The organism is Planctomycetaceae bacterium (assembly GCA_041398825.1).
Lineage (GTDB): Bacteria > Planctomycetota > Planctomycetia > Planctomycetales > Planctomycetaceae > F1-80-MAGs062.
This window is the reverse complement of sequence record JAWKTX010000007.1, coordinates 155,424-180,445: the sequence shown is the minus strand read 5'-3', so window position 1 is coordinate 180,445 and position 25,022 is coordinate 155,424. Positions and strand designations below refer to the sequence as shown.

Here is a 25,022-nt window from a genome sequence, read left to right as displayed (position 1 = left end):
GGCAAATGCACTGGAGGGTTTATTTTGCCATCCCTCCGAGTTCAGGCGGGTCGTCCGCTAACCGCTCGACTGTCTTCCGGAGGTTCATATTTGTGACTGGGCGTGTGCAAAGGGATTGCAGTGTCGGTGTTTCCGGATACGAAACTACGTTTGAGTCTGCTGCAGATTTCCGATCTCCATTTTGGCCCCCCGTTTCGAGTCGAAGTCGCCGAAGCAGTGCTGCGACTGGCCCCCACGATCGCTGCAGACGCTGTTATAATCAGCGGAGATCTGACCCAGCGAGCCAGGCGAGAGCAGTTTGAACAGGCGAAAGTATTTTTGAGTCGGCTTCCCGCTGTTCCCCGGATGGTTATACCGGGCAACCACGATGTGCCGCTGTATCGATTCGTGGAACGTATGGTCGATCCTTATCGAAACTATCGAGCGATCATTTCAAAGGATTTGAATCCAGTACTCGTTTTGCCGTCTGCGATTCTTGCGGGACTGAATTCCTCAGCACCCCATACTGCGATCAGTAATGGCTGGGTATCCAGTCAACAACTGGATGCCTGCGAAGCGGTCTTTCAGAATTCCCCCGAATCGTTGCTGCGCGTGGTCGTTTGCCATCACCCGTTCATTCCGGCTCCTGACCGTCTGCGCGACAAGGTGATGTGGGGGGCTGGACAGGCATTACGACGTCTCCAGTCGATGGGGGTGCGATTGATTCTTGGTGGCCATCTGCATCGCGCATACACAGGTCGGTCTCAGGACTTTTATTTCCACGAAGAAACTGGTGGCAGTGGAATCCTGATTGTTCATTCCGGAACGACGACTTCGAGCCGTGGACGTGGTCGCGAACGCCAGGCGAACTCGTTGAATCACATCGAGATATTCGAGGGGCATTTTTGCGTAACCACCTATCTGCACAGTGGCACCACGGGTGAATTCGAACCGGTCAGCCAGCAAAAATTTGCGACTGCAGACCCCGGAATGGAAGCGTCATAGTCTGCCGTCGATTCTTACTGTGTGATTCATCCCGTTTCTTCAGATTCGTTCGAATCAGGCCGGACAACCACACCGAGTGAATCTGCATCAATAACCAGAATTCGCGTCTTATTCCCCAGCCAGAATCCACCTTCCGATCTCGCCGGAATTCTGGTTTCCTCAACCATGACGAATCCTTCTGGCGAAAGATCTCCATAGGTCAGTCCGTGTTTGCCCCGGAACCTTTCATAAGCGCATTCTCTTGTCGAAGTGGCTTTGTTCTCTCCGGCAGCCCCTGGCTTAGGCGATTCATAACAGCATGGATCGCATCCGCTGCCAGCCCAGCAACAGAAGCCGTCCGAGCAGCAATCACATCCAGCACATGCTGCGCCCTCCGCAGCGCCTTCGGCCCCGGCACAGGCGCATTCGCCGCATTCTCCCACTGCACAAAAAGCTTCGCAGCAATCGCATCGCGCATACTGATAACGTTTGGCTCGGACCAAACCCCATCGTTCGAGCCGTGTGGTCCGACAGATGTGATCGGGATGATGCAGGCGATGGTTGACTCTTCGTGTCAAATCCTCAAGGACCTGGCGACACACAGAATCTTGCGATGGTAAGGCCCATCCGGCACGGGCGAGTTCCAGCAAACAAGTGCGCAGGGAGTTCTCAACCTCCAGCGCATTTCTCAACGGATTGAATTCACCATAAATCTGATCGTGATGAAAGTCAGCTGCGCAATCCCATGCAATCAGCGCACGTCCTGTACTTCGACCGATCTTTTCGAAATCGTCTGCAATGTCATCGGTTGCGTTCAGTGCCATCGCAATGGATCTGAACAACAATGCGAATCCATTTCCTGTTGGCCGTATATAATCAGACAACTCTACTCGTCTGCCGGATTCAAGCTGATGATGTTCCATCAGGATGTTCTGAATCTGACGCTTGATCCCCGGGTTGGCAACTTCGAGGATTTCCGAAGCCATCCTGATTTGTCTTTGGTATTTGAACAGCAGCAAACGGTTGTGCCATCGTCCGTGATCTGCGACATCGTCGTTCAGTTTGATTCCGGCCAGCAGCATGCCGAATGCTGCTGACAGCGAAGCCGCTGCGTAATCGGGCTGCTGTTCCGGATTCTTCAGCCGTTTCAGGCGACAGCATTCCGGAGACGCCGAGGGCAGTTCCGGAATCAGTTGTTTTTCAATGGCCAGTCTGTAAACAAATGTTGCTTCGTAGCTAAGAAATGGCAAAGACATCATGCCAAACAGGCGGCGCTGTGTCTGGCAAATGCGGGCGTAGCTTTGCCGCCAAAGCGGCAACTTTGCTGCTGGTTTAAGAAAGCCAAACATCGTCTGCCACCTGAATGGTTCTCCTGGAAAATTCGGATGATCACATCGGAGTCGTCAATGCCCGGAAGCGTAGTGAAAGGCAATCGTCAAGAACAGCCATGATCCGTTCGGGGACGAATTCAAAAAACAGCTTCTGCTTCACGCTGGCTTAAGGTTGTTGTGTTAGAGTGGCTGGAGTCGCCTGAGCATTGGTTGTTCAGCCGAGTTCAAAGAAGATTGTGGAGAGATCGAATATGAAAAGAATCCTATACACGTCGGCCTTTGCTGGTTTACTCAGTGTCGCAACAGTTGTTCTGGCACAACCACCAGAAGGTGGACGGCCGGATGGACCACCTCCCGGCGAGCGTGGACCGCGGGAGCGAAATCCACCGCCACCCAATCCATTTATGGAAGCGCTGGATACGAATGGCGATCACGTAATTTCAGCCGAGGAACTTGAGAACGCGAAGGCGTCCTTGTTGACTCTTGATAAGAATGGCGACGGAAAGCTGAGTGACGAAGAGACTCGGCCACCTGCCCCCGAAGGAAGAGGTCCTCGAGACGGTGGTCCTCGAGACGGTGGTCCTCGAGACGGCGGTCCTCGAGACGGCGGTCCTCGAGACGGTGGTCCTCGAGATGGCGGTCCTCGAGATGGCGGTCCTCCGAGCCCCGAGCGACTCGTCGCGGAGGCAATGCGTTTTGACGCGGATGGTGATGGGAAACTGGGCCGGGACGAGTTGCTTGAATTCGCCCGGGACTTCATCACCCGCCGACCCCCTCAGGGAGCAGGTCGACCTCCAGGACCGGATGATGCGCCGGGTGGTCGGGATGGTCGAGGTCGCCCTCCTCGCGATGGCCGTCCTTCAGGGGAAAATCGACCTCCTTCCGAATAGCCCGCCGCCGTTTTGATTTTCAGAGCCAGGCAGCCGGAGCCAAGTCAGTCAGGGTTCGCGCGAACGATACTCTATAGATAGCAAACAGTATCCCGCGCGAATCATGGCTCTCCGGTTGCTCAGACCGGCCCCGATAAAGAAATACCCGGGAAGTTTCATCTTGCGATCCACTGCACTGCATCGACGACGACGTAGCCATCGGTTCCGCTGTTGCTGATCGTCACCTGTGCTGGTTTGTCGGATGAAAACGGAAAGGTCCCCAGCAGCTGAAAATGATCATTGCCCTCAGGAGGCTTTCTCTGATCGATGGTAATCGTCCTTGTGCCGGATACCGTTGAGACTTCAATCCTGACACTGGAAGATCGATTGGAATTAGGCGGCCAACAGATTCGTACATCGTACATCCCGGTCTTTTCCAGCGATGTTTGAAACGTTACGGATGCCTTGCCGTCTTTTGCGGCGTTATCATGTCGGTATCCATTCGCCACGTAGTAGTTCGATGCACTGCTCACCCTCCATTCGCCGGTGAAGATCGCGTCATCGTCATCGACGACGATGCCTGGCAGGCTCGACGGTTCAACAAAGGCTTTTTGAGAATGCGGATGTCCACCTGATGATGCACTCGCATATGTCAGTACCTGGCCATCCATCAGCAACTTCTCTCGGAGTTCATCATAAGCAACGTTCTGCACCGGAACCCTGTTTTCAATCGCCATTACCGCGGCGGTTGCTGCGCTCTGGCCGAGAATCATGAAGACCGGCTCCATTCGGATACTGCCAAATGCGATATGTGAGCTGCTGACGCATACGCTGACAAGTAGGTTTTCGGCCTGTTCCTGCCTGGGGATCAACGCTCCATAAGCAATTGCATACGGGCTGATTCCCACGCCGATGTCACCTTCATTCTGCACGTAACCATCTGGCGTGATGTAACGCTGCACGTTATGCGAATCGATCGTGTAGCTGCCCATACCAACGGAGTCCGGTGTTGGCTTCTTCTTCGTCAATTCATTTTCTGTCATGACGAAATGTCCAATCATGCGCCGCGCTTCGCGAACGTAGATCTGGTGAGGCCAGTGACCATTGTCTTTGAATTCGTCCGATGGCAGTCCCCAGTTCTGCATTTGTTCCCGGACTTCAGCCGGAACCCGCGGATCATTTGCCACAAAGTAGAGCCATCCCTGCTGGTACTGCCGATGTTCGTCCAGAATTTCCTGCCGACGTTCGTAAGATGCATCGGGATAGTCATAGTTCATCCCGATGTTATCGGTACTGAAGGGGCCATGGTTGTTTGTGTCAGTCTTGTGATTCGGCAGTGGATCAAACTTATTGAAAGTCTCACGCCACCCCGCCTCATAAATGCGCAGAAGCAACTCGTATTGAGCGGGGTCGTAGCCTTCCGGTTTGGGGAAGGGAATGCGGTTCTCCGGATGGTCCGTCGCGCAATATCGATAGCAGTAGGCCTGGACGCGATGATCTGCTTCGCCATAGTTTCCCGGCGGTTCTGTGCTGATTCGGGGCAGGACTCCGGAGGTCGGGTCGCCGGGAATAACATAGGGACTGATTTTTTGCTTCACGGCTCCGAAATGATGACGATGATGCAGAACACCCACCTGAACGCCATTCCAGTTTTCACCGTAGACCGAATTGGCTTCCCGACCAACGTGGTAATCCACACCAGCGGCTGCCATCAGGTCCCCTTCGTAGGTCGCATCGATAAACATGCGACCCGAATAGGTATTACCGGATAACATCGTGATGCTGGTAATTCTCGCTCCTTTCTTTTTTACGCCGTCGTTTCGATCGAGCCATTCGTTGCGATGAACGGGAATCCGGAACTCGCTTACAAAATCTTCAAAGACCTGTTCCGCGACGTGTGGTTCGAAGATCCACATCGTGCGATTCTCGCCATCAATGGCCGGTGTCCCCTGCCCTTTGTTGCCATATTCCGATTGGTCCTGCCACTTCCATGCGTCCGGCTTTTGATAGGCCTTCCAGATGCGATGATAAAAGTCGCGAGACAATCCACCGATGACGGCTTTGTTACCTGTGTCCGTAAAGCCAAGCCCCCCTGCGGTCAGGCCGCCCAGATGTTGATCCGGGCCGACAATGATCACGCTCTTACCCATTTTCTTTGCCTGCACAGCGGCAATGACGCCCGACGATGTGCCACCGTAGACAATCAGATCTGCTTCAAAAAACTCGGCGCGGGCGGCCGGATAAAATGATGCATGAAGGACGAAGAAGAGCGTCAGTAAGGCAATCTGAGAGAATCGAGTCAGATGGAGCGACGGTAGCATGTGGGTGGGTCTCTGCTGATGTTGAGTTGCAGGCCAAAATAATCGTGAATCCTGGCCGAAGCGAATGATTGTGAATCCCTGGAGGAAAGGCAACCAGCGTCGACCCATGGTCGGCGTAACGCGCCCGTACACCAACAAAAGAAGGCTCAGAATGCATTGCGAGAATGCTTCTGAGCCGTTCGGAGAATGGCTCAAACACACAGCTGGTAAAGCAACGCAGCTGCCGATTTCGGATTACGCGTTGATGGGAGCGCGGCCTGCCATTCGTCGCGCATCTGCGACCTGACCATAGTGCATCATGGTGTGCATGGACATCGTCACCAGGCAGGCTCCGATGGTGCCGAACATGGCCTCACGACCAGGTGGTGGATTCCGGGTCGGTTTCGCCAGATCTTCATCACTCAGGCCATCCAGGAATCTCAGAGTTGCCTCTCGAATCTCATCAGATTGTTTTCGTACGTCATCCCATGCCGGGTAATCTTCAGGATTCGCAGACGGCTCAGTCTGCGCACCAAAGACCTTCTTCCATTCCAGCAGCGGATTGTCGTTACCTCTGATTATGTGTTCGATAATATTTGACTCGGCATAAGCAAGATGGCCGAGAATCCAGAGCGGTGGATTTCCACCGTTCGCGGTCGGCATTTGTAGTGGTGCATCTTTCATGTCGTCGATCAGTTTCATGATCAACATGCGGCCTGCTTCCAGGCCGTGACGCAGATAATCAACAGTGCTCATCGTTTTCTCCCAAACAAACCAGTTCAGTGTGACAGAACAATCGACGTGACAGAACAATCGACCAGATCGGATAACGCCGACGGCCAGTTGACAAACCATACGGAGGGCCCCCTGCCGCGTAAGCGAGTGACGTTTTCAAAGGCTTTCAATGGCCATCAATCGCTTGCTGACGCATCGGACTCATTTCTTCAACGGGTCGTACGACAGGCGTACGGCGATGCTAACTGACCGTTGAAAAACCGGGACAGCGATGCAGGACGACCGGAAACCGTCATGTTTTCAGGTCTCCTGCTTGAGCCAGTCCGGTTTTCCAACAGGCTGCTAACTAAGAATCTTCACGTTCCACTGAGAGCTCCGATGGTCCTGCCCCCGGAATCATCCCAAGAACGTAGTCACGAAAATGATGGACACTCTTCCGAACCAGTGAAGGTTCCTGGCGAGTTCTGGCCAGCAGGATGGATCCTTCGAGTGAGGCGATGAAGTAGTCGGCCAGCGCCCGAGGTTTCGGGCACCCGTCGTTGGCAGCCAGTGCATCAGCAATGAGGCTTTCAAGCATGCCGCTCCACTGCTCGAAGTAATGAGCCGCTCGTTCTCGCACTTGTGGATGCGTATCAGAAAGCTCAAGAGCAAGTGTTCCCAGCAGACACCCTTTCGGAGATGTTGGTGACTCCAACAGGCTCGCCATGAGATTGAGGTATGTCAGTAGTCGGTCGACCGCAGAGGCTTGCTCCATAAAGCCGCTCGCGCGAGCACGCTCCACCATCGCCGTCATCCAGTGGTCAAGTGTTTCGCAGGCCGCAGCCTCCTTGGAGGGGAAATGATGAAAGAAGCTTCCTTTCGAAACGTTCGCTCGCTCGCAAATGGCGTCGACGGAAGTTCCACCGTACCCGCGTTCAAGCACGAGATCGCAAATGGCGTCGAATAGCTTTAGCCTCGCATTTTCTGACATTTCACCTCCATACCAACCAGTCGGTTTGTAGGGTACCGACTGGTTGGTATGGAGTCAAGTGGCAATCGGGAGGTTAATCCACAGACACCGAATCCGGATTCATTGTCCGAAACCGCTGCGGTTTGCGTTCGAGTCATTGATTGCCCAACAACATCTCGGTGAGGCTCGTGTAAAACCACAGCAGAGTTTGCCATGAAAAAGATCACTTCGGATTTGCACCCTATTCCGCACAAGTTGCTCGAAACCTATCCGACCCTCAACAGACTTCGAACGCCGGGCCGGATCCATCTGATTCTCGCGCTGGTGCTGGTCTCAACCGGCCTTTGGTTGCTGGCATTGCCGGTGATTGTCCCGCTCATTCTGCTGTCGTTGTTACGGTCGTCCTGGGAATATTTTCTGCCGGGATTGTGCACGGAAGTCTGGATGGACGACGACAGACTGATGTGCAAACGCAACGGCCTGGAGATCTGCGTCCCGCTGGCGCAGATCGAATCGATTCGGTTCAGGAAACGGAACAACCCTCCGTATGCCACAATCCAGCTTCGAAAGGCGAGTCCTTTCGGGCCGACACTTTCATTTGTTCCGGATGTCAGCCGAGGGCGATTCTGCGCACAGTTGATCGTTGATGAACTTCATCGTCGATGTGGTATTGAGTCGACCGGTGACATGGATCCGATGGCAATGTCCGTTCATTCGTAAGATGCCCGGTGATCATTTCAGAGAGGATGATAATGCAGACGCAAGAGCTTCGAGCCGAATACGAGTTACGCAAGTCGCAGGCAGAATTGCTGGCTGGTGGCCTTCTCGATATTCCGCGGCGGGTCATTATGCTGACAAACATGTACCTGGATTCCGGGCGCAATCATGCTTTCTGCCAAATGGCGGCCCACGGCGCGCTCTGGGGACTTTCATACTTCGAGTCCGGAGGAAGTCTTGGCCGATTGATTGCCAGGAGGTACTTCTACAATTCAAAAGAGAAGGCCTTTCGGCTGGGCATTTTGCGGGAGTTCGCGGAATCATTTCGAAGAATCAATCGCCAGGTTTGCATCGACACCTATGCAGCGTACGAGTTTACGCGTGAATACGGTCAATTGTCGGCGGCCTCCGACATAGTTCCTGCCGATCTGCTGGAGGCCCTGAATCAAATTCATCACGCAAGTCGGACAAAGAAATCTCTCCCCGGAGATCAGAAACGTCGGATCTTCGAGACTTCATTCCGAAACGAACAGGAGCTGACGGTCGCCCCAGGTGTTCAGAGTGCAATTGCCGCGTTCGATTGCCGCATCATGCGGTGGTTATGTCTGCATCCCGTTGTTCGCTTTTCGTATTTTCCGTCAATGAGATATATGTTCTTTCGAGACTTTGGTTGCACAGAAGAGCGAATTCAACGAGGGATTGAGGCCTATGAAGTAGCAGAGCGTGTTGGGTGGGATCATGTGTTTGACAGTATGGAATTCTATGGTCATATGCCCCGGCCCTTCTTTTCACAACCACTGCCTTACTTCGAAGACCTGAAATCTGATGCGCTTCGCAACGCGGGTGTTGCAGCCACATTCTCCAGACCATGAGACTGTTCAGAGCATGACCGAGCGCAGGCAGAGTCCGTTTGAGGGCGTGCGTTCGATGCTGGAGAGGTTTTTCAATTGGACGCTCCTCGCTTGCCTCGGGGTGCATCTTCCGCGCCGACGGTTGCTTTCCAGTCGTGCAGTTTTTTGAGCAGCCGGTCCCGATCTGCAGGCTGTGAATCCGCCAGGTTTTGTGCCTCCTGAATGTCGGAGGAAAGATCATAGAGCTCAATACGCTGCTCTGTGGGGAACTCCAGTAGTTTCAGATGGCCTTCGCGAATCGCGGACGAAAACCAGTCACCGGTACTTGTGGGTCGGGGAGCCGGGTTGTGCCAGTAGAATGTTCGATCCGGTAAAGCTGCGTTGCTGATAAGACGAGATGCAAGGCTTAAGCCGTCGCGATGATCGCCCGGGCGAAGATCCAGTCCTGCCAACTGCAGCATGGTTGGAAACAGATCTGTTGTGATTACCGGCGAATCGATGGTCTGCCCGGCGTCAATCTTTCCCGTCCAGCGGACGAGCAATGGAATGCGAAGTCCACCTTCGTACAAGTGACCCTTGCCAGCTCGGAATGGTCGATTCGACGTTGCCACTTCCCGTTTGTTGCCCCTCGCCGACAGCCCTCCGTGATCACTTGCAAGAATCACAATGGTGTTTTCGGAAAGGTCGAGGCGATCCAGCAATTTCAGCAGACGGCCGACACCGTTATCGACGCTCTCAATCATCGCTGCGTAGGTTGCATTCTTCTGAACCAGAAGATTTTCGCCTGCACTCTCGGGTTCGTAGAGTCGATCGGGAAGTGGTTTGGTTGCCAGTTTCTGTTCGTAACGTTTGGTCAGATGCGGCTTGGCTTCGATAGGAGTGTGGACCGCATAATGGGCAAGCACCGCCAGAAACGGCTGGTCCTTATGTTCCTTGATGAAGTTTATCGTTTCGACAGTGAGTCGATCCGTCAGGTATTCGTCATCAGGAGCATCATCAAGACCAGTAATGGCTTCTTTTTCTCCTTTTCCGCCGGTCCGCGATCTGGTGTATGGTGCAAAGTGGGAACGCGTTGCACCGGCCGCACCAGCGGCGACGGTCGTGTCGAAACCTGTATTTTCGGGTGCAGACGCCCCTTCACCCAGATGCCACTTACCGCAGTAGAACGTCGCGTATCCGGCCTCCTGAAATGGCTGCCCAAATGTAATGTCGCGATTCGGTTCAATGTGGACACTGTCTCGCTTCTTTTGGAAGACGGCCGGGTGTTTGCCGGTCAGAATGGCAAAACGAGAAGGAACGCACCGGGGATACGCCACGTAAGCCTGCTGGAATTTTGCACCTTCGGCCGCCAGTCGATCCATGTTCGGAGTTTCGTAGAGTGTCGATCCATAACAGGCCAGATCGCGAGGCCCAAAGTCATCCACCAGAATGAACAGAATGTTCGGACGTGAATCTTCTGCACAGAACCCCGACCTGTTAGCAGACAGCAGGATCGCGACACCGAGAGCCAGGAGATAAGGATGTGACATGCGGAGTGTTCCTTTGATTTCAGGGAGTCAGACGGCGTTCTGGCTGGACAGCGTCGGATTTGTCCGGAAAAGAGATGCAGGTCCTTCGTTGGTAGTGCGTTCCATCCTCATGGCAGCCCGATTCGTGAGTGAAGAATTTTCAACGCTTTTCCGGCTGCAGCGTTGAGCGATCCATCCGTCGAATACGGCACTGTCCCGTCAGTAATCGCCGACAACTTCTCCACCATTGATGGTGGAAAGAGCATGGTACGTCGTGAGATCGATGTTTTCGCTGACGAATCTTGCTGAGCCATCCCAGAGCATAAACGTCGCGCCGCCCTGAGGGTGGCGGCTTCGAAAACAAGTGTCGACCTTATCGCCCGAAGCATTTCGCGTGTTGATCGCGTCCCTGCAGGTGATGCGTGCCGGAGAAGACCACAGGAGTTTTGGATCGATGGTATCTGTGTCCAGTTCGCCGGTATGCAGAGAGTTGCTCAACCCGTCCTTTACATCGTTGATACCGCCACGATTCACAGTTCGTCCATCGCCCTGGACTCCTGCATAGTGGGTACGCGCAAGCTGGAGACTGCCGCTGATGATTGTTGATTCTCCGGCATCCGGACAGATCAGGGCCGGAATGACATCTGCCGGCGTTGCGTTGGGAGCCTCCAGGCTTGAAGTCTTCCAGCCTTTGTAATGTCCGAAGCCACTATTGTTATGCAGGGCAACTCCCATTTGGTGCAGGTTGTTCTTGCACTGGGTGAGTCGGGCAGCAGATCGGGCATTCTGGATGGCTGGCAGTAGCAGTGCGATCAGCAGAGAGACAATCGCAAAGACAACAAGCAACTCGATCAGGGTCAGTGCATTCCTGTTCGAACACAACCGGTTTTTGGTGCGGCTGGCACATCCTGGTGAATGCCGACGTTTTGAGGGCAATAAGTTTCACAGGCGCGTGACCTCCCGGTTCTCGAATCCAAAAGCCGGTATGACGTTTGACAGGTTTAGCTTAGCTGTCCGTTGAAAAACCGGGACAGGCAAGCAGGACGACTGGAAACCGTCGTGTTTTAAGGTTTCCTGCTTGAGCCAGTCCCGTTTTTCAACAGGCTGTTGGGTTAGGACATAACTGCGGCGCAGTTGAGAAAATGCTCAATACTGAAAGGAGCGGGTTCTGTCGACTGCTCAAACAGTTCAAAAATGGTTTGGCTGAGCCGTCCTGGCTGCATGATCCCTCCGCTTGCTGTAACCACCTTTGATTGGGCGCCATGGGAAACTGTACCGATTGCATTGGTTGTATGCACAGACTCTGGCGGATTTTGCCGGGAGCATCATGACAGGCCCGGACAATCAGCGGTCATTGGGAAAATCGAACGTTGCAGCAGAACTCATTCATCCGAATTCATCTGCATGATCTTATCTCCTTCCATCCAGGGCAGCGTATTCGCAGTCGCATTGACCGTTGTGTCTCTGTGGAGCAATTGCGTTTGCGCTTCGGATCAGCCAGACGGCAAATGGGAGACGAGCACTGATGTTGGCAGGCTGTTCACCGTAGGGGGCGATACTGCCTGGACCGAATCATTGCGAGAAACACAGAAGTCGGCGAAGGACTCGCAACTCTTCGGTAAGCAGGCGACCGCGATCGTCCCCGTGTCTGCGAATTCGCAGATCGAATCTCCTATCCTGGATCCTTTGCGCTCATCGTCACCCGGTGCGTACCCACCGGGCCTGACAACGTCGCATGCTCCGGATGATTTCGGACCCATTCCGCGTTTTCGCAAATCACTGTTGCAAAGCATTCAGGTACAGCAGGGAAACATCGGCGGGGGAGCGACTGAATCGCTGGGGTTGCATTACGTATCGACGCTGGTCAGTCTTGCGGTGCCCCTCGGAAGCAAGGACAACATTCTGGGTGTAATGCCAAACTTCAAGGCCGACTTCATCAGCGCGCCGGCAACCATGGATGTGCCGGATGCATTATTTGAGACTGGTGTGAAGTTTTTTTACCAGAAGCCGCTGAGCGAAAGAGTTGGCACCACAATTCTCTTCGCACCCTCCGCACGAACGGACTTTCGGACCAGTGAAAAGTCCTTCCGTATTTTCGGGATGGCGATGCTGACATGGGAAGTTGTTCCTGAAGAACTGACTCTGTCGGCAGGTTTGGTTTATCTGGATCGAGCAGACTACCCTGCGATCCCTGGGTTTGGGGTCCTTTGGACGCCGAATCCCCTTTGGCGAATCGATGTGCAGTTTCCCCAACCGCGAATCAGCTACCGCCTTTCGAAAGTCGGCATGGAAAGCGAATCCTGGATATATGTCTCGGGTGGTTTTGGTGGGAATACGTGGGCTGCGATTCGACAGGATGGTACCACCGATGAGATCACCATCAGCGACTTGAGAGCGGCGATCGGCTACGAAAAAGTACTGGCCGGCAACAAGGGGTGGTTTGCGGAAGTTGGTCTGGCATTTGCTCGAAAGTACAAATGGCAGAAGTTGAATGTTGAAAACGAGCTGGATGCCGCAAGCATGATTCGTGGCGGCATCACATTTTGATTCTCTGTCTTGCGTGATGAGCGCAGGACATCTTGAGAACCGTTCGGCGGATTAGCCAAATTCGTGCTGTGGGCAAATTACGAATCCAGGCCCAGGACATCGGCCATGGAGTAGATGCCAGCCGGTTTCTGCACCACGTATTTCGCGGCGGACAACGCTCCGTAGGCGTAGCTGTCACGCGTATGTCCGCGAACTGTCAGGTCAATCGTTTCACCCATCAGGCCAAATACAATCGTGTGTTCACCCACATTGTCGCCTGTGCGGAGTGCGTGGTAACCGATTTCGTTGGCGGGCCGCTTTCCGGGGCGACCCTCACGACCATGAATGTGATTTGTCTGTCCCATTTGTTCGGCGACGATTCGGCCGAAATGCAGGGCTGTTCCACTGGGGGCATCTTCTTTGAAGCGGTGATGGCGTTCGATGATTTCGACGTCGACACCGGATGAGTGATTCTTCAGGATGCGAGCTGCATCCGCGACCAGCTTCATGACGAGATTGACAGCCGTGCTCATACTGGGCGCCATGACAATTGGCGTGACCTGTGATGCTGCCAGCACGGTTTCTCGCTGCGCGTCTGTCAGACCTGTTGTCGCAACAACCAGTGGCACTCGACGATCTTCACACAGGGCAACTACGCGTTCCAGTCCGGCTGGCGTTGAGAAGTCGATCACGACATCAACGTGGCAGTCCAGTTCGGAGGCGATTTTGACTCCGGCGGTCCCTGCCCCGGCAATCTCGCCTGCATCCCGACCCAGGCTGGCGCTGTTTGGAGATTCAAGGGCCGCAGCAAGCTGTAATTCTGTGTCGGCCATGGTCAATGCGACGACCCGTTGTCCCATTCGCCCCGCTGCACCGTTTACGCCGACTTTCAGAACCATAATGCTCCACCCTCAAAGGTCCCTCACAGAGGGAGTGACCAGGAGACGGCAGGTTGCGATCTCCCGAAAACATGAACTCATCAGAAACCCGGCATGAGCAGCCTGTTGAAAAACGGGACTGGGTCGAGCGGGTGATCTCAAAACACGACAGCTTACAGTTACAGCCGTCCAGCATGCCTGTCCCGATTTTCAATGGACAGTTAGCGGTCTGTAACCGGAATGTAACTGCGTTCTGTTGGCCCGGTGTAGATCTGCCGAGGGCGATAAATGCGGCTCGTATCGTCTTCGCGAAGTTCCTTCCAGTGTGCCAGCCATCCGGGGAGCCGACCGATAGCGAACATGACGGTGAACATGTTCACTGGAATTCCCATCGCTCGATACAGGATTCCGCTGTAGAAATCGACGTTCGGATACAGCTTGCGATCAACGAAGTATTCGTCCTCCAGCGCGATCTTCTCGAGGTTCATTGCGATATCCAGAAGTGGATCGTCGATACCGAGAGATTCAAGAACGTCGGCTGACATCTTTCGCAGAATGGTGGCCCGCGGATCGAAGTTCTTGTAGACGCGATGGCCAAAGCCCATCAGGCGGAAGTTGTCATCTTTGTCCTTGGCCTTTTGGATGTATTTTTTGTAGTCGCCGCCGTCTTCATGAATCATGCTCAGCATTTCGAGCACAGCCTGATTCGCGCCACCATGCAGTGGGCCCCACAGAGCGCAGATTCCTGCAGAAATCGAAGCGAAGATATTTGCCCGGCTGCTGCCGACCATTCGAACCGTTGATGTGCTGCAGTTCTGTTCGTGGTCCGCGTGCAGGATCAGCAGCATATTAAGTGCTTTCACCAGCAGCGGGTTGACTTTGTATTCTTCAGCAGGGACGGCAAACATCATGTTCAGAAAGTTTGCACAGTAGGAGAAATCGTTCCGAGGGTAGATAATTGGCTGCCCAATGGATTTCTTGTACGCATACGCAGCAATCGTTCGCACTTTAGCGATCAGGCGAACGATGTTGACGTCCATGTGTTCGTCTTCGGAATCCGGGTAATAGGTCGATAATGATGCGACCATGGCAGAGAGAATTGCCATGGGATGTGCATTGGGGGGGTATCCTTCGAAGAACTTTTTCATGTCTTCGTGGATCATGCTGTGGTAGGTCAGCTGTGCGCGAAAGGTGCGCAGCTGGTCTGCTGTCGGCAGTTCGCCGTTCAGCAGCAGCCAGGATGTTTCCACGAAATCCGATCGCTCGGCAAGTTGTTCGATCGGGTAGCCGCGGTACCGAAGAATTCCTTTGTCACCGTCGATGAATGTAATTGCGCTTTCACATGCGCCAGTGCTGTTGAATCCGGGATCCAGCGTGATCGCGCCCGAGGCGGATCGCAGTTTTGTGATGTCCACACCTACTTCGTGTTCGGTGCCGGTCACGACGGGCAGGTCCCAGGACTTGTCGCCGAGAATGAAACTGGAACTGGTCATAGTGGTCGTTTTCCCGATATTCAGGTCTGTCTCGCGCCCTCAGGCGGGTGCATGCCGGGAAGAAGACGGTGCAAAAACTGACCCGTCCTTCCCAATTCACGTTCAACGTAGCTTCTGGATGTGGCTGCGAGAAGGAAAGTGCCACGGTAGTCCAGTGCGGTGAGGCTACGGCGTGATTCATCCCTCAGAAATGAACCACTCCGTACAGGCGGGATTCTACGGTATCACGCCGAACGCAAAAGTAAACCGACATGGATTCCCTGCGGAATTAACCCGACTTTGAGTGAGAACATGGTGAAGGGAGGGTGTGAATGTGCCGAGCTTGTCTGTTTTGACCACTATTCACGACAATCAGACGGTGACATCGGCGACGGCATCTGCTTCCAGCAAAAGAAGGCGAGCAGTAATGTGCTCTCGCGGCACACGAAAACAGTGTTCAACCGCATGGATATAGATGTCCAGTTGCGGTGCATAGTGCTCCGTCCTGGCCGAAATCCACTCTCTAACAGGTCCCACGACGCGATCTGTCTTGAAGTCGACAATGTCAGCAGCCACGTTTTTTTGGTTTTTTCTCGCCAGAACCAGGCGGTCCATTGTCCCCTGAATGATCGTTCCGTTCTTTGGCAGTACGAACGAGCGTTCGGGCAATACGTGAATCCGGATTTGCCCGGAACGGATTTCGTCTGCCCACCGCGCGAAGGCTCGACTTGTGACTCCGCCACCGAACGGGACCGCTTTCTGTGCTCGATTCTCCGGCACCACTGCCTGTCTGGACATCACTCCTCGTGTCACTGGACGGTTCAGCATGCTGCGGAATTCAACCAGCAGGCTTTCAACAGCCGGCTCCGGGATCGATAGCTCTGCCGCTCGTTTCCGCAGGAGCTGTTCGTCAGGCATCGTTCCGTCTGGCAACCATTCGATACATTCAAACCAGGCATGAATCACTGTCCCTCGGGTTCTTGGGTCCACAGCTCCTGCATGGCTGATGGTTGTGTGTTGCGGCAATTCCTGACTGGTTTCGATGTCCGAGGCAGGTAGAAACAATCGAGTTTCATCATGTCGCGAAGGTGTTTGTCGCGCGAGTCCCCGCCGTCGACCTCCCGACATAGGGGCCAGTTCAATTGTGCGGGATGGAAAGGCGGGCTTTATCTGATGAACTTTGAGAAGGGACTTCGTCGGCAGAAGAGACATCCAATCGGGGTTCCCGGTTGAATAAAGGACCGCATTACCGTCTGCACTTGCGGCGTCGGTCAGACCCGCGAACAACACGCCTGCATATGTCTTTGGCAGTTTTTTGCTGAACGGCTCAATCAGCATATGCAATGCATGTACGGCTCGTGTCATCGCGACGTAAAGGAGGCAAAGTGTTTCGGATAGGTGGCTGGCGGTGGTTTGTTCGAAGGCCTTTTGAATCGGTTCCGGCAGCAGATCACGCATGCTCTTGTTCCGCCAGATTGATACATATTCCGGAGCTTCGCCCGCTTCATTTCCTCCAGCGGCGGCCGCTGGAGCAAGGAAGAGTCTGGCATCCAGTTCGGGCAGCACAACGATGTCAAATTCCAGACCTTTGCTCTGGTGGACAGTCATGACTCGAACCGGAGCGGGCTCCGAGCGCGAAAACCGACTGGTTTCAAGGAGACGCACAAAATCTGCCGCATTCAGGGACGGAGATTCATCGAATTGCCATCCTGCCGCAATCACCTGACGCATTCTCAACAGGTCGCGGGCGTTACAGTGCGGTCGAATGTGGTCGAGCAGATTCTGAAGCGTCCGTCCGTATCCGTCGTCGATCAACTGGTTCCGCAGTGCCTGCGAGACTTCAAGGGCCATTTTGTCGTCGTCCCACGCCGTCAGACCTACGATTTGACCCAGTGGTGAACCGGAAACATGAAACCTGGAAATCTGACAACCCGGATGACTGCAGAGATGAAGGAGCGACATGATGGCCAGAACGGCGGGGCTGTCGAGCGGTGCGGTACCGCCTTCTTCGCTTGCCGGGACACCGAGCAATGTCAGTTCGTGAACTAAACGGGCTACGGTTGCATTTCGGCGCGTAAGGACCCCAATCTCGTGACCTGGTGCCTGTTCGTAAAGATCCCTGATCTGCGATGCTACCCAGCGATACCATGGACCCTTTTTATCCTCGACACCTTTGGTGTCAAGAAAAGGCCCGGTCCGGAGTTCTGCGTAGCCGGGCAGCGTTGTCTTTGCCGTCGAATGTGTCGGGAACAACTTCTGCCATGCATGGCATGCCTCCTCATAATCGCCAAGGTCCTTGTGCTGACTGATGTGTTGAAACAGCTGATTGACAGTCTCGATGACAGGCAATGATGATCGCTGACTGGTATTCAGTGAACCTGCTTTGATCTCCGGGATGGATTTTTCCACGGCGTTCAGAATCTCAGCCTCACCACCACGCCATCCGTAAATAGCCTGCTTGCCATCGCCGACGCAAAAGAACGTCGTCGAGTCTTTGCCGCGGTCCTCCTTGTCCGATCGCGTTCGCGACCTGGATTTTCCTGCGATCGATAGTGCGAGGTCTTTCAGAATGTGCCACTGATCGGGAGAAGTGTCCTGAAACTCATCGAGCAGAAGATGACGGATTGTGCTGTCGAGCCGAAACTGAAGCCGTGTTCCATCAGCCGCCGAACTGGACCGTGCCAGAATTCGCGTCACGTCGCTGAACCGCATTCCTCCGTGCTCGGCCCGCAGTCGGGAATATTCGCGGTCAAATCGCGAAATCAACTCCCACGTCGCATATGTTTGCCTTGCGAGTTGTTCTGTCAGATGAGCCTTTGCCTCCTTGATGAGCGGTTCATAGGCTTCCACCAGTCCGTCTGGCAAAGGCTTGCTGTAGAATACGGGATGCCCCGCGACGATTTTCGTGGCGACTCCGCTGGTGATGAAGGAATCCCATTGCCTGTTTTGAAATCGATCGAGGTCGCCTGTGACAGACGTCTGTACCCTCTTGTCCAGATCCGGCAGCATACTGCGAATCAGAATGACATGATCGCGCAGCAGGTCGTCGCGCTGTCGTTGCGGTTTTGGGAAGCGCAGCCACGCTTCCCTGTCCGTTAACTGGTACAGCTCGTAGAACTTTGAGACTGCATCATCAATCAAATCCCGCACACTTCTTTTGGACCGGCCCTTTGCCAGCATTTGCATCAATTGCTGCGCATCTTTGGACACATGTTGTGCGAGAACAGAATCAATGGCCTGCTGTTTCAGATCCTGATCCACGTGTTCATCAATAATGCTCCAGCCTGGAGGAAGCCCAAGTTCGAGTGTCAGGCTGCGAGCCAGTAGTTGAAAAAAGCTGTCGAGTGTACAGACTCGCATGCGATGCAGGTTATGGGTCACTTCTGCCAGCAGAGCCTGAGAGGACTCCTGTGTAACCAGCGAAGTCTCCAGGAACTCGGCCAACTTTGCACTTGCTGCCGGATCCTCTGCAGCGTCCGAAAGTCTGGTCAGGACTCGCCCCAGAATTTCTCCGGCGGCTTTTCGAGTGAAAGTTGTGGCAAGAATCGATTCCGGTGGGCTGCCTTCGTACAGCTGTCGCAGAAAGTGACCGGACAGACGAAACGTCTTTCCGCTTCCTGCAGACGCGCGGATCAGCAAACGGCTCATTTCGGTTCTCCCTCCACACCAATCTTCCATCGATCACTTCCGGCGGAAGTGTAACGGTTGTAGCGAATCGTGGCAGGGCACCGTCGCGGCGAACAGTCTTGCGACACTGGAAACGCGAGGGTCGCGCATCTTACTCGTTTCTGACCATCGCCCGGTCATGCGGATGATGCGGCTACTCGACTCAAAAGTGGACTGAACGGCTTAACCGTCACCACATACCAGGATGTCAGGCAAACACTACCTCAAATTGGGCGGGGATGCCGGGAACGTGGGCTACGGTTTCTCATTGGTTGCATTGTGGCAACATCCGTCGATGGCTGGCAAATGCATCGACGGGACACCCGAAGTGGTCACAGGCACGCGTAAGATGTTCATTCAGGACAAACCATCGATGGCGACAACTGCACAACATTCTTTGTCGATCAACCCCGCGGAAGGTACGGAACAGCCTGGTCAGAGTCCGGCCTGGATGCTTGTCAGCTCGGTATCAGAGAATGGAACCTGTCAGAAGGTTGCCGTTTCGGTCAGCAATTTTCTTGTCGGTCGCAGCTCTTCCTGCCATCTGACGATTGCTGATCCAACAGTCTCTGGACGCCACGCTGAGCTGCTGGTGATCGATCGGGATCTGTTTATTCGTGATCTGAACAGCACAAATGGAACGCTGTTGAACGGCCGAAGAGTTCAAAACCTGACCGGCCTTCGTTCCGGCGATGTTCTGCATTTCGGCAGTGTCATGTACACCCTGAACAGCGCTGACAGCGAGGCGATACCTGAAGCGACCATGATGGCGGATGTCTCCACGGAAGCCATGGCACAGCTGCAATTTGACAAGTTGCTGAAACGCCCGGGCCTGAAACCGTATTACCAGCCGATTGTTCGCCTGGACGACCATTCCCGTGTCGCTTTTGAAGTCTTGTCACGCAGTACACTGATTGGTCTGGAAACGCCGGATAAGATGTTTCGCATCGCTGCGCAGCGGACATCAGAAGTTGAGTTGAGCATTGTTTGCCGGCACGAAGGGCTCCGTGTCGGAGAGGGAATGGGGCCGGATGTTCAGTTCTATCTGAACACGCACCCTGCGGAACTGAAGAGTACGCAGCTGTTCAATTCGCTCACAACAATGCGGGAAGAATTTCCGCTGATGGATATCGTGATTGAAGTTCATGAAGCGGCGGTTGCATCCACTGATTTTCTCCGTCAGTTGCGGACGGTTGTTTCTGATCTCGGCATGAAGCTGGCATACGACGATTTTGGTGCGGGGCAGGCTCGATTGAAGGAACTCTTCGATGTTCCGCCGGACGTGCTGAAATTCGATGTGAAATTTGTGAATGGACTGCCATTCGCTTCACCACAGCAACGCGCCACGATCCAGTCGCTTGTGAAGCTCGTCCGGGACCTGAATGTGATCCCGCTCGCAGAAGGCGTCGAAACAACTGAGGAGGCGGCCTGTTGTCATGAACTGGGCTTCGAACTTGCTCAGGGGTATCTGTTTGGTCGGGCCGACACGGCTGCACACTGGGCACAGCACTAGTTTTACTGAAAGCTGCGTCATTCCGTCGCAACAGGTTACGCCATGTTAATGTCACGTAGTGCAAAGATAAACGCCGGAGACGCCAGCCTGCTGTCAGCGTTAATGGCGGGTGAAAGCTTCTGGCCCACAGACCCGCGAAGTCTGCAGGAGATGGGTTTAAGCGATCCATTTGTGGAAGCACTGATTTGCCGCCTGCTGCTTTCAACCGGCAACATGACAGGTCGACAGGTCGCGACGGAATCGAGCATACCCTTCCGCATTGCAGAAGGTGTACTGGAACGGCTGAAGTCACGACGGCTTGTTCTCCACTGCGGCAGCGCAAGCCTGAACGATTACATTTATGGTTTGACGGACGAGGGCCGGAAACGGGCCGAGGTCTTTTATGCCGAATGTGGCTACACCGGGCATGCACCTGTGCCACTTACCGATTACGTAATCTCTGTTGAAGCACAGGCCATCTGCGACGAACCGATACGTCGGGCGGAATTGCGAGATGCATTCTATAACGTGTCGATCAACGAAGATTTGATTGATATGCTCGGACCGGCGGTGAACTCTGGCAGCGGTCTGTTTCTGTACGGTGCACCGGGGAACGGGAAATCCACGCTGGCCCACTGTGTCACCAGCTGTTTCGGCCAGGAAATCTGGATTCCGTATTCGATTATTGATGGTCGAGACATCATTACTGTCTACGACCCGTCCTACCACGAAATTGTGGAACCAACAGGGGACACCGCGCCGTATGATCGTCGCTGGGTTCGGGTGCGCCGTCCGACAGTTGTCGTCGGTGGCGAATTGACCATGGATAACCTGGAAATCCGCCACGATCCCGCGACACGAATCAGTGAAGCCCCGCTGCAAATGAAAAGCAATTGTGGCTGTCTGCTGATCGACGACTTCGGACGTCAGAGGATTTCACCAACGGACCTGCTGAATCGGTGGATTATCCCGCTGGAGAATCGTCACGATTTTCTCACTCTGTCATCTGGCAAGAAAATCCAGGTACCGTTCGAACAGCTGATCATTTTTTCAACAAACCTTGATCCATCGGAACTGGTGGACGAAGCTTTCCTGCGACGAATACCGTACCGCATCGAAGTTCGAGATCCGGATGAAACAGAGTTTCATTTGCTGTTTCAGATCGCAGCCGACCGTATGGGTTGCGGCTACGACCGAAACGCTGTCGACCACTTGCTGAAGACTTATTATCGCGATCAGGGCAGACCACTTCGAAGATGTCATGCCAGAGACATTCTTCTTCAGGTGCGAAATTACTGCACGTACCATGATCATCCCTTCGAGATGTTACCTGAGTACTTTGATGCGGTCTCAAGCTGCTTCTTCACACGCGTAAAAACCAGGGATTTCAATCCGGAAACGCAGGATCGAGGCGACCTGCCACAACACGCAGCTCTGCCTGGGAGTAACTGAGAATGGCGAACACGGAGATCGTTTCTACTGCCGTTGTTGGAGGTGATACTCGCGAACCGGGGACAGCGCTGGCTGCGGGTGAGCGCATTATTGCAGGGTATGAACTTCAGGACTGCATCGGGGTTGGCGGCTACGGCGAAGTCTGGCGAGCCATCGGCCCGGGCGGTTTTCCAAAAGCCGTCAAGATCCTGTTCGGCAAGGTGGACGGGCCGCAGGCCGAAACCGAAATGAAGTCTCTGAACCTGATGCGCGAATTGCGGCATCCGTTTCTGCTGAATGTCGAACGAGTAGAACTCATCGGTGGAAGGTTAATTGTCGTTACAGAACTGGCAGACTGCAGTCTCGATAAACGATTCAGCGATATCATCGCGGCTGGTGGCCGCGGGATTCCACGGGATGAACTGATCGGATTTCTGCGCGATGCGGCGGATGCCCTGGATTTCATGTCCGAGCACCACGGTCTGCAACATCTGGACATCAAGCCAGAGAATCTTCTGATCCAGGGAACGCATGCCAAAGTCGGTGATTTCGGTCTCACGAAGAATGTTGCGATCTCGCGAGCATCCCTTGTGAGCGGATTCACACCGCTGTACGCGCCGCCTGAATTGTTTGAAGGCCGCGCGACGCGAAGCAGTGATCAGTACAGCCTCGCAATCGTTTACCAAACGATGCTCACGGGTGTGCCTCCATTCAACGGGCGAACCGCCGCTCAGCTGACAGCCCAGCATCTGCACAGTAAGCCGGATCTCTCATCATTGAGCAACGGTGATCGAAGTGTTGTCGCGCGTGCTTTGTCCAAGAATGCCAATAGTCGCTTTTCCGGTTGCCGACAGTTCGTCGATGAACTGGCAAAACGCCGGACGGGAGGTGGCCCGTCGAATCGACTGCCCGCAATGCCGCTCAGAGATCAGGATAACAGCCTGACCAAAGTGGTTGAGCCGGGTCTGGTAGGCACGACTCAGTCGACGCCACTTCGTCCATCCAGACAACTTCCACTGGTGGCTCCGGACCAGGGGATACGTCATCGGCCCACACTTTTCATCGGCGTCGGTGGCCTTGGAGCAGAGATCCTCAGTAGCCTGCATCAGAAACTGCATGAACAGTTCTGTAGTACTCAGCTCTCGACGGTTGGCTTTGTTGTCGTTGATTCAGACTCTGACGTCATTCGACAGATTCAGAACGGCTTGAGCGAGCAGGAACATCTGCCTTTCCGGGAAGTGGCGATCCCACTTCGCTCGACGCAGCAGTACCGCAAAGTCGCCGATGAGCATCTGACATGGTTGAGCCGAAGATGGCTCTTCAACATTCCCCGTTCGGGAAACGTCGAAGGGATGCGCCCCCTGGGGCGACTTGCGCTGATTGATCATCAGTCAAAGGTGCGCGACGTAATTACGGCCGCGATTGGGGAACTGATCGTGGAAGGAAACGCTGCGAAGAGTTCCGAGCAAACGGGCTGGCAGTTCGACGAAGACTCAATTGACGTCTGTCTTGTTGGTTCGACCGCCGGCGGCACTTCCAGCGGAATGTTGCTGGATATGGGATTCCTCCTGCGACGCATCCTGCGGATGAACGGGCTTCACCACAATCCACGAATCCTTGGCATGTTGCTTCACGGCACCAGTGCCGGGGGGCGGAATACGGATGCACAGGATGCAAACTCTGTTTGTTTTCTGAAAGAGTTGCAACTTTACGGGCTCCCTGGAGCAGACCTGCCTGCAGATATTCGAGCATCCGGGACCGTGGCCAGACCACTCGACGCGGCCTGGTTTGTGCATATGGGCGACGATCTGACAACAGCAGATTATGACCGTCATGTGGAACGTGTGGCTGAGTATCTCCGGACATGGTCCATGTCTCCGCATCGGGCAATTCTCGAAACATGGCGAAAAGAAGATGATGCCGATTCAGCCAGCGCGGCTTCAGAACTGACACTGCATACCATTGGATATTCCGCAATCGATATCGAAACCTGGCGCGATGCGAGTGCCGATTCAGAACGATTGGCACATCAGTGTATTCGTCGGTGGGCTGCCGCGTTTGGCAACAGTCCTGAAAAGGCAACGAACTCGGAAAGTGACGACCACCATGATGTTTCGGGCTGCGGTCGGGAAGGATCGCCCGAACTGGAGCAGCTGTTTCAGTCCCTGTCACTAACCAACAGCCAGATCCTTGAGTTCATGCCGACACTGTTGCGAGGTGAGATCGCAAAGCGAATTGAAATCTATGCAAATGATGTCTGGCGTCGGATTTGCGGAAATATTCGATCGGAATCGGATCTGACAGACCTGGCGTCGAAGCTCGCGGAAACTATCACGCACGATGCGTCCAGTACTTCGCAGTCAATGGACTCGGTCGCCCGCATCACCCAAACGGTGCGGCAGGGTCTTATCGCTCGACTGCAGCAGTCGTACAAAAAGATCACCTCACATTTATCCGAAGTTGTCGACCAGCCTCATCGGGTGTGGAATGCCCGTTACACCCTGGAAAGCTGCTACAGTCGGGTTGAGGCAGCGATTGCAGCCTGTACCTCTCAGAAGACAGACATCCAGCAGTCTTTCAGTGAGCTTTGCGAAACGTTTATGCGAAAGGTCGAGAGCGAAAGCACGACCACATCACAATTGGCTCCCCAGAATTTCTGCCAGCAGTACTGCATGCTGATGACGTGTCAGACGGTTTGCCAATGTGTCATTGGACACCTGGTTAGCCTGCGGGAATTTGTTGAAAAACAACGCCGCGACACAATGGAAAAGCTGCGAGACCAACTGCTGACAATTTCCGGCGGATTGACGATGAACGGCAATACAAATTCGGAAATGAGCGAGTCCGTCGTGGCGGCCTTCGATCAGTATCTGGCCGCCTCGGGACAATTTCGAATTGGTGCTCTGCTGACACAGGCTGTGACGCCGGCCAAAGCTCAGGGAATTCTGCTTTCGGATGCCTCCAGCTTCCTGATGATGCATCGCGAATCTGAGATTAACAGTGGCGATAATGACACAGAGTCGATGCCGACAGTTCGCGAGAATTTCCCGGCGAATGCGAGGCCTGTTCTGAGCAACGTCGGCGGAGGTCACCGTGTGCTCAGTCTGATTCCTGAAAGTGCTGCTCAGGACACGTGGAAATCCCGATTTCAGGCAGAGTTCGGGGAATGTGTTCAGGTTGAATCGTCGAAGGGGACACAGGTTTCGGCCTTCTACGAGGGTTCATCGATTGTCATTCCCGCCGTCATAGATGCCCTGACCCACCTTCGACCCAATGTCGAAGAAATGTCAGACCGCCTACATACTCGAAAAGATGTCGCATGGTAGAACGCCCG

General features: G+C 54.2%; 17 protein-coding genes. 8 read left to right on the top strand and 9 right to left on the bottom strand.

The window, feature by feature from the left end:
• Positions 1-120: 120 nt before the first annotated feature.
• The gene (locus R3C20_14260) at positions 121-984 is read left to right on the top strand and encodes a metallophosphoesterase family protein (protein MEZ6041666.1); all 864 of its coding nucleotides are present in this window, start codon (positions 121-123) and stop codon (positions 982-984) included.
• Between the two features lie 26 nt (positions 985-1,010).
• Here the strand turns inward: R3C20_14260 and R3C20_14255 are convergent, their stop codons facing one another.
• Positions 1,011-2,312: a DUF5685 family protein gene (locus tag R3C20_14255; GenBank protein ID MEZ6041665.1), complete on the bottom strand. Its 1,302-nt coding sequence runs from the start codon at positions 2,310-2,312 to the stop codon at positions 1,011-1,013.
• Between the two features lie 233 nt (positions 2,313-2,545).
• Between R3C20_14255 and R3C20_14250 the strand changes: the two genes are divergently transcribed.
• Positions 2,546-3,184 (top strand): hypothetical protein, encoded by a 639-nt coding sequence (locus R3C20_14250; GenBank protein MEZ6041664.1) that lies wholly within the window; start codon positions 2,546-2,548, stop codon positions 3,182-3,184.
• A gap of 155 nt (positions 3,185-3,339) precedes the next feature.
• On the opposite strand, the gene R3C20_14245 is transcribed toward R3C20_14250, so the two are convergent.
• The 3 genes from R3C20_14245 to R3C20_14235 all read right to left on the bottom strand — a co-directional run bounded on the left by R3C20_14245 (position 3,340) and on the right by R3C20_14235 (position 7,168).
• Positions 3,340-5,484, bottom strand: coding sequence for an FAD-dependent oxidoreductase (locus R3C20_14245; protein ID MEZ6041663.1), 2,145 nt, complete (start codon positions 5,482-5,484; stop codon positions 3,340-3,342).
• Between the two features lie 234 nt (positions 5,485-5,718).
• Positions 5,719-6,219, bottom strand: a complete 501-nt coding sequence (locus R3C20_14240; GenBank protein ID MEZ6041662.1) for a DinB family protein — start codon at positions 6,217-6,219, stop codon at positions 5,719-5,721.
• 325 nt (positions 6,220-6,544) lie between these two features.
• Entirely contained in the window at positions 6,545-7,168 is a 624-nt protein-coding gene (locus tag R3C20_14235) for a TetR/AcrR family transcriptional regulator (protein ID MEZ6041661.1), read from the bottom strand.
• A gap of 192 nt (positions 7,169-7,360) precedes the next feature.
• Here R3C20_14235 and R3C20_14230 point away from each other — a divergent pair, with 192 nt between their 5' ends.
• The gene (locus tag R3C20_14230; GenBank protein MEZ6041660.1) at positions 7,361-7,867 is read left to right on the top strand and encodes a hypothetical protein; all 507 of its coding nucleotides are present in this window, start codon (positions 7,361-7,363) and stop codon (positions 7,865-7,867) included.
• Positions 7,868-7,899: 32 nt separating this feature from the next.
• Complete coding sequence (locus R3C20_14225) at positions 7,900-8,736, top strand: hypothetical protein (GenBank protein ID MEZ6041659.1); 837 nt, start codon at positions 7,900-7,902, stop codon at positions 8,734-8,736.
• 71 nt (positions 8,737-8,807) lie between these two features.
• Here the strand turns inward: R3C20_14225 and R3C20_14220 are convergent, their stop codons facing one another.
• Positions 8,808-10,244, bottom strand: coding sequence for a sulfatase (locus R3C20_14220; GenBank protein MEZ6041658.1), 1,437 nt, complete (start codon positions 10,242-10,244; stop codon positions 8,808-8,810).
• Positions 10,245-10,442: 198 nt separating this feature from the next.
• The gene (locus R3C20_14215; GenBank protein ID MEZ6041657.1) at positions 10,443-11,105 is read right to left on the bottom strand and encodes a DUF1559 domain-containing protein; all 663 of its coding nucleotides are present in this window, start codon (positions 11,103-11,105) and stop codon (positions 10,443-10,445) included.
• Positions 11,106-11,627: 522 nt separating this feature from the next.
• On the opposite strand from R3C20_14215, the gene R3C20_14210 reads away from it, so the two are divergent.
• Positions 11,628-12,770 carry a DUF6268 family outer membrane beta-barrel protein gene (locus R3C20_14210; GenBank protein MEZ6041656.1) on the top strand — a complete coding sequence of 381 codons (1,143 nt, stop codon included), beginning with the start codon at positions 11,628-11,630 and terminating at the stop codon, positions 12,768-12,770.
• Between the two features lie 77 nt (positions 12,771-12,847).
• Here R3C20_14210 and dapB read toward each other — a convergent pair whose 3' ends face one another.
• The 3 genes from dapB to R3C20_14195 form a co-directional block, all read right to left on the bottom strand.
• Positions 12,848-13,648 carry a 4-hydroxy-tetrahydrodipicolinate reductase gene (gene dapB / locus R3C20_14205; protein MEZ6041655.1) on the bottom strand — a complete coding sequence of 267 codons (801 nt, stop codon included), beginning with the start codon at positions 13,646-13,648 and terminating at the stop codon, positions 12,848-12,850.
• 200 nt (positions 13,649-13,848) lie between these two features.
• Positions 13,849-15,120, bottom strand: coding sequence for a citrate synthase (locus tag R3C20_14200; GenBank protein ID MEZ6041654.1), 1,272 nt, complete (start codon positions 15,118-15,120; stop codon positions 13,849-13,851).
• Positions 15,121-15,471: 351 nt separating this feature from the next.
• Entirely contained in the window at positions 15,472-18,747 is a 3,276-nt protein-coding gene (locus R3C20_14195; GenBank protein ID MEZ6041653.1) for a UvrD-helicase domain-containing protein, read from the bottom strand.
• A gap of 223 nt (positions 18,748-18,970) precedes the next feature.
• Between R3C20_14195 and R3C20_14190 the strand changes: the two genes are divergently transcribed.
• From R3C20_14190 to R3C20_14180, 3 genes are read left to right on the top strand one after another with little or no spacing between them, the layout of a single operon-like run.
• Entirely contained in the window at positions 18,971-20,278 is a 1,308-nt protein-coding gene (locus tag R3C20_14190) for an EAL domain-containing protein (protein MEZ6041652.1), read from the top strand.
• A 48-nt stretch (positions 20,279-20,326) separates the two neighbouring features.
• The gene (locus tag R3C20_14185; GenBank protein MEZ6041651.1) at positions 20,327-21,709 is read left to right on the top strand and encodes an AAA family ATPase; all 1,383 of its coding nucleotides are present in this window, start codon (positions 20,327-20,329) and stop codon (positions 21,707-21,709) included.
• A gap of 2 nt (positions 21,710-21,711) precedes the next feature.
• Positions 21,712-25,014 (top strand): tubulin-like doman-containing protein, encoded by a 3,303-nt coding sequence (locus R3C20_14180; GenBank protein ID MEZ6041650.1) that lies wholly within the window; start codon positions 21,712-21,714, stop codon positions 25,012-25,014.
• Positions 25,015-25,022 lie beyond the last annotated feature (8 nt).

Coding starts and splice junctions, on each gene's coding strand:
- R3C20_14195 (MEZ6041653.1), bottom strand. CDS start 18,747: ATGAGCCGTTTGCTGATCCGCGCGTCTGCAGGAAGCGGAAAGACGTTT.
- R3C20_14245 (MEZ6041663.1), bottom strand. CDS start 5,484: ATGCTACCGTCGCTCCATCTGACTCGATTCTCTCAGATTGCCTTACTG.
- R3C20_14255 (MEZ6041665.1), bottom strand. CDS start 2,312: ATGTTTGGCTTTCTTAAACCAGCAGCAAAGTTGCCGCTTTGGCGGCAA.
- R3C20_14185 (MEZ6041651.1), top strand. CDS start 20,327: ATGTCACGTAGTGCAAAGATAAACGCCGGAGACGCCAGCCTGCTGTCA.
- R3C20_14220 (MEZ6041658.1), bottom strand. CDS start 10,244: ATGTCACATCCTTATCTCCTGGCTCTCGGTGTCGCGATCCTGCTGTCT.
- dapB (MEZ6041655.1), bottom strand. CDS start 13,648: ATGGTTCTGAAAGTCGGCGTAAACGGTGCAGCGGGGCGAATGGGACAA.
- R3C20_14250 (MEZ6041664.1), top strand. CDS start 2,546: ATGAAAAGAATCCTATACACGTCGGCCTTTGCTGGTTTACTCAGTGTC.
- R3C20_14240 (MEZ6041662.1), bottom strand. CDS start 6,219: ATGAGCACTGTTGATTATCTGCGTCACGGCCTGGAAGCAGGCCGCATG.
- R3C20_14200 (MEZ6041654.1), bottom strand. CDS start 15,120: ATGACCAGTTCCAGTTTCATTCTCGGCGACAAGTCCTGGGACCTGCCC.
- R3C20_14235 (MEZ6041661.1), bottom strand. CDS start 7,168: ATGTCAGAAAATGCGAGGCTAAAGCTATTCGACGCCATTTGCGATCTC.
- R3C20_14180 (MEZ6041650.1), top strand. CDS start 21,712: ATGGCGAACACGGAGATCGTTTCTACTGCCGTTGTTGGAGGTGATACT.
- R3C20_14190 (MEZ6041652.1), top strand. CDS start 18,971: ATGTCAGGCAAACACTACCTCAAATTGGGCGGGGATGCCGGGAACGTG.
- R3C20_14210 (MEZ6041656.1), top strand. CDS start 11,628: ATGATCTTATCTCCTTCCATCCAGGGCAGCGTATTCGCAGTCGCATTG.
- R3C20_14225 (MEZ6041659.1), top strand. CDS start 7,900: ATGCAGACGCAAGAGCTTCGAGCCGAATACGAGTTACGCAAGTCGCAG.
- R3C20_14230 (MEZ6041660.1), top strand. CDS start 7,361: ATGAAAAAGATCACTTCGGATTTGCACCCTATTCCGCACAAGTTGCTC.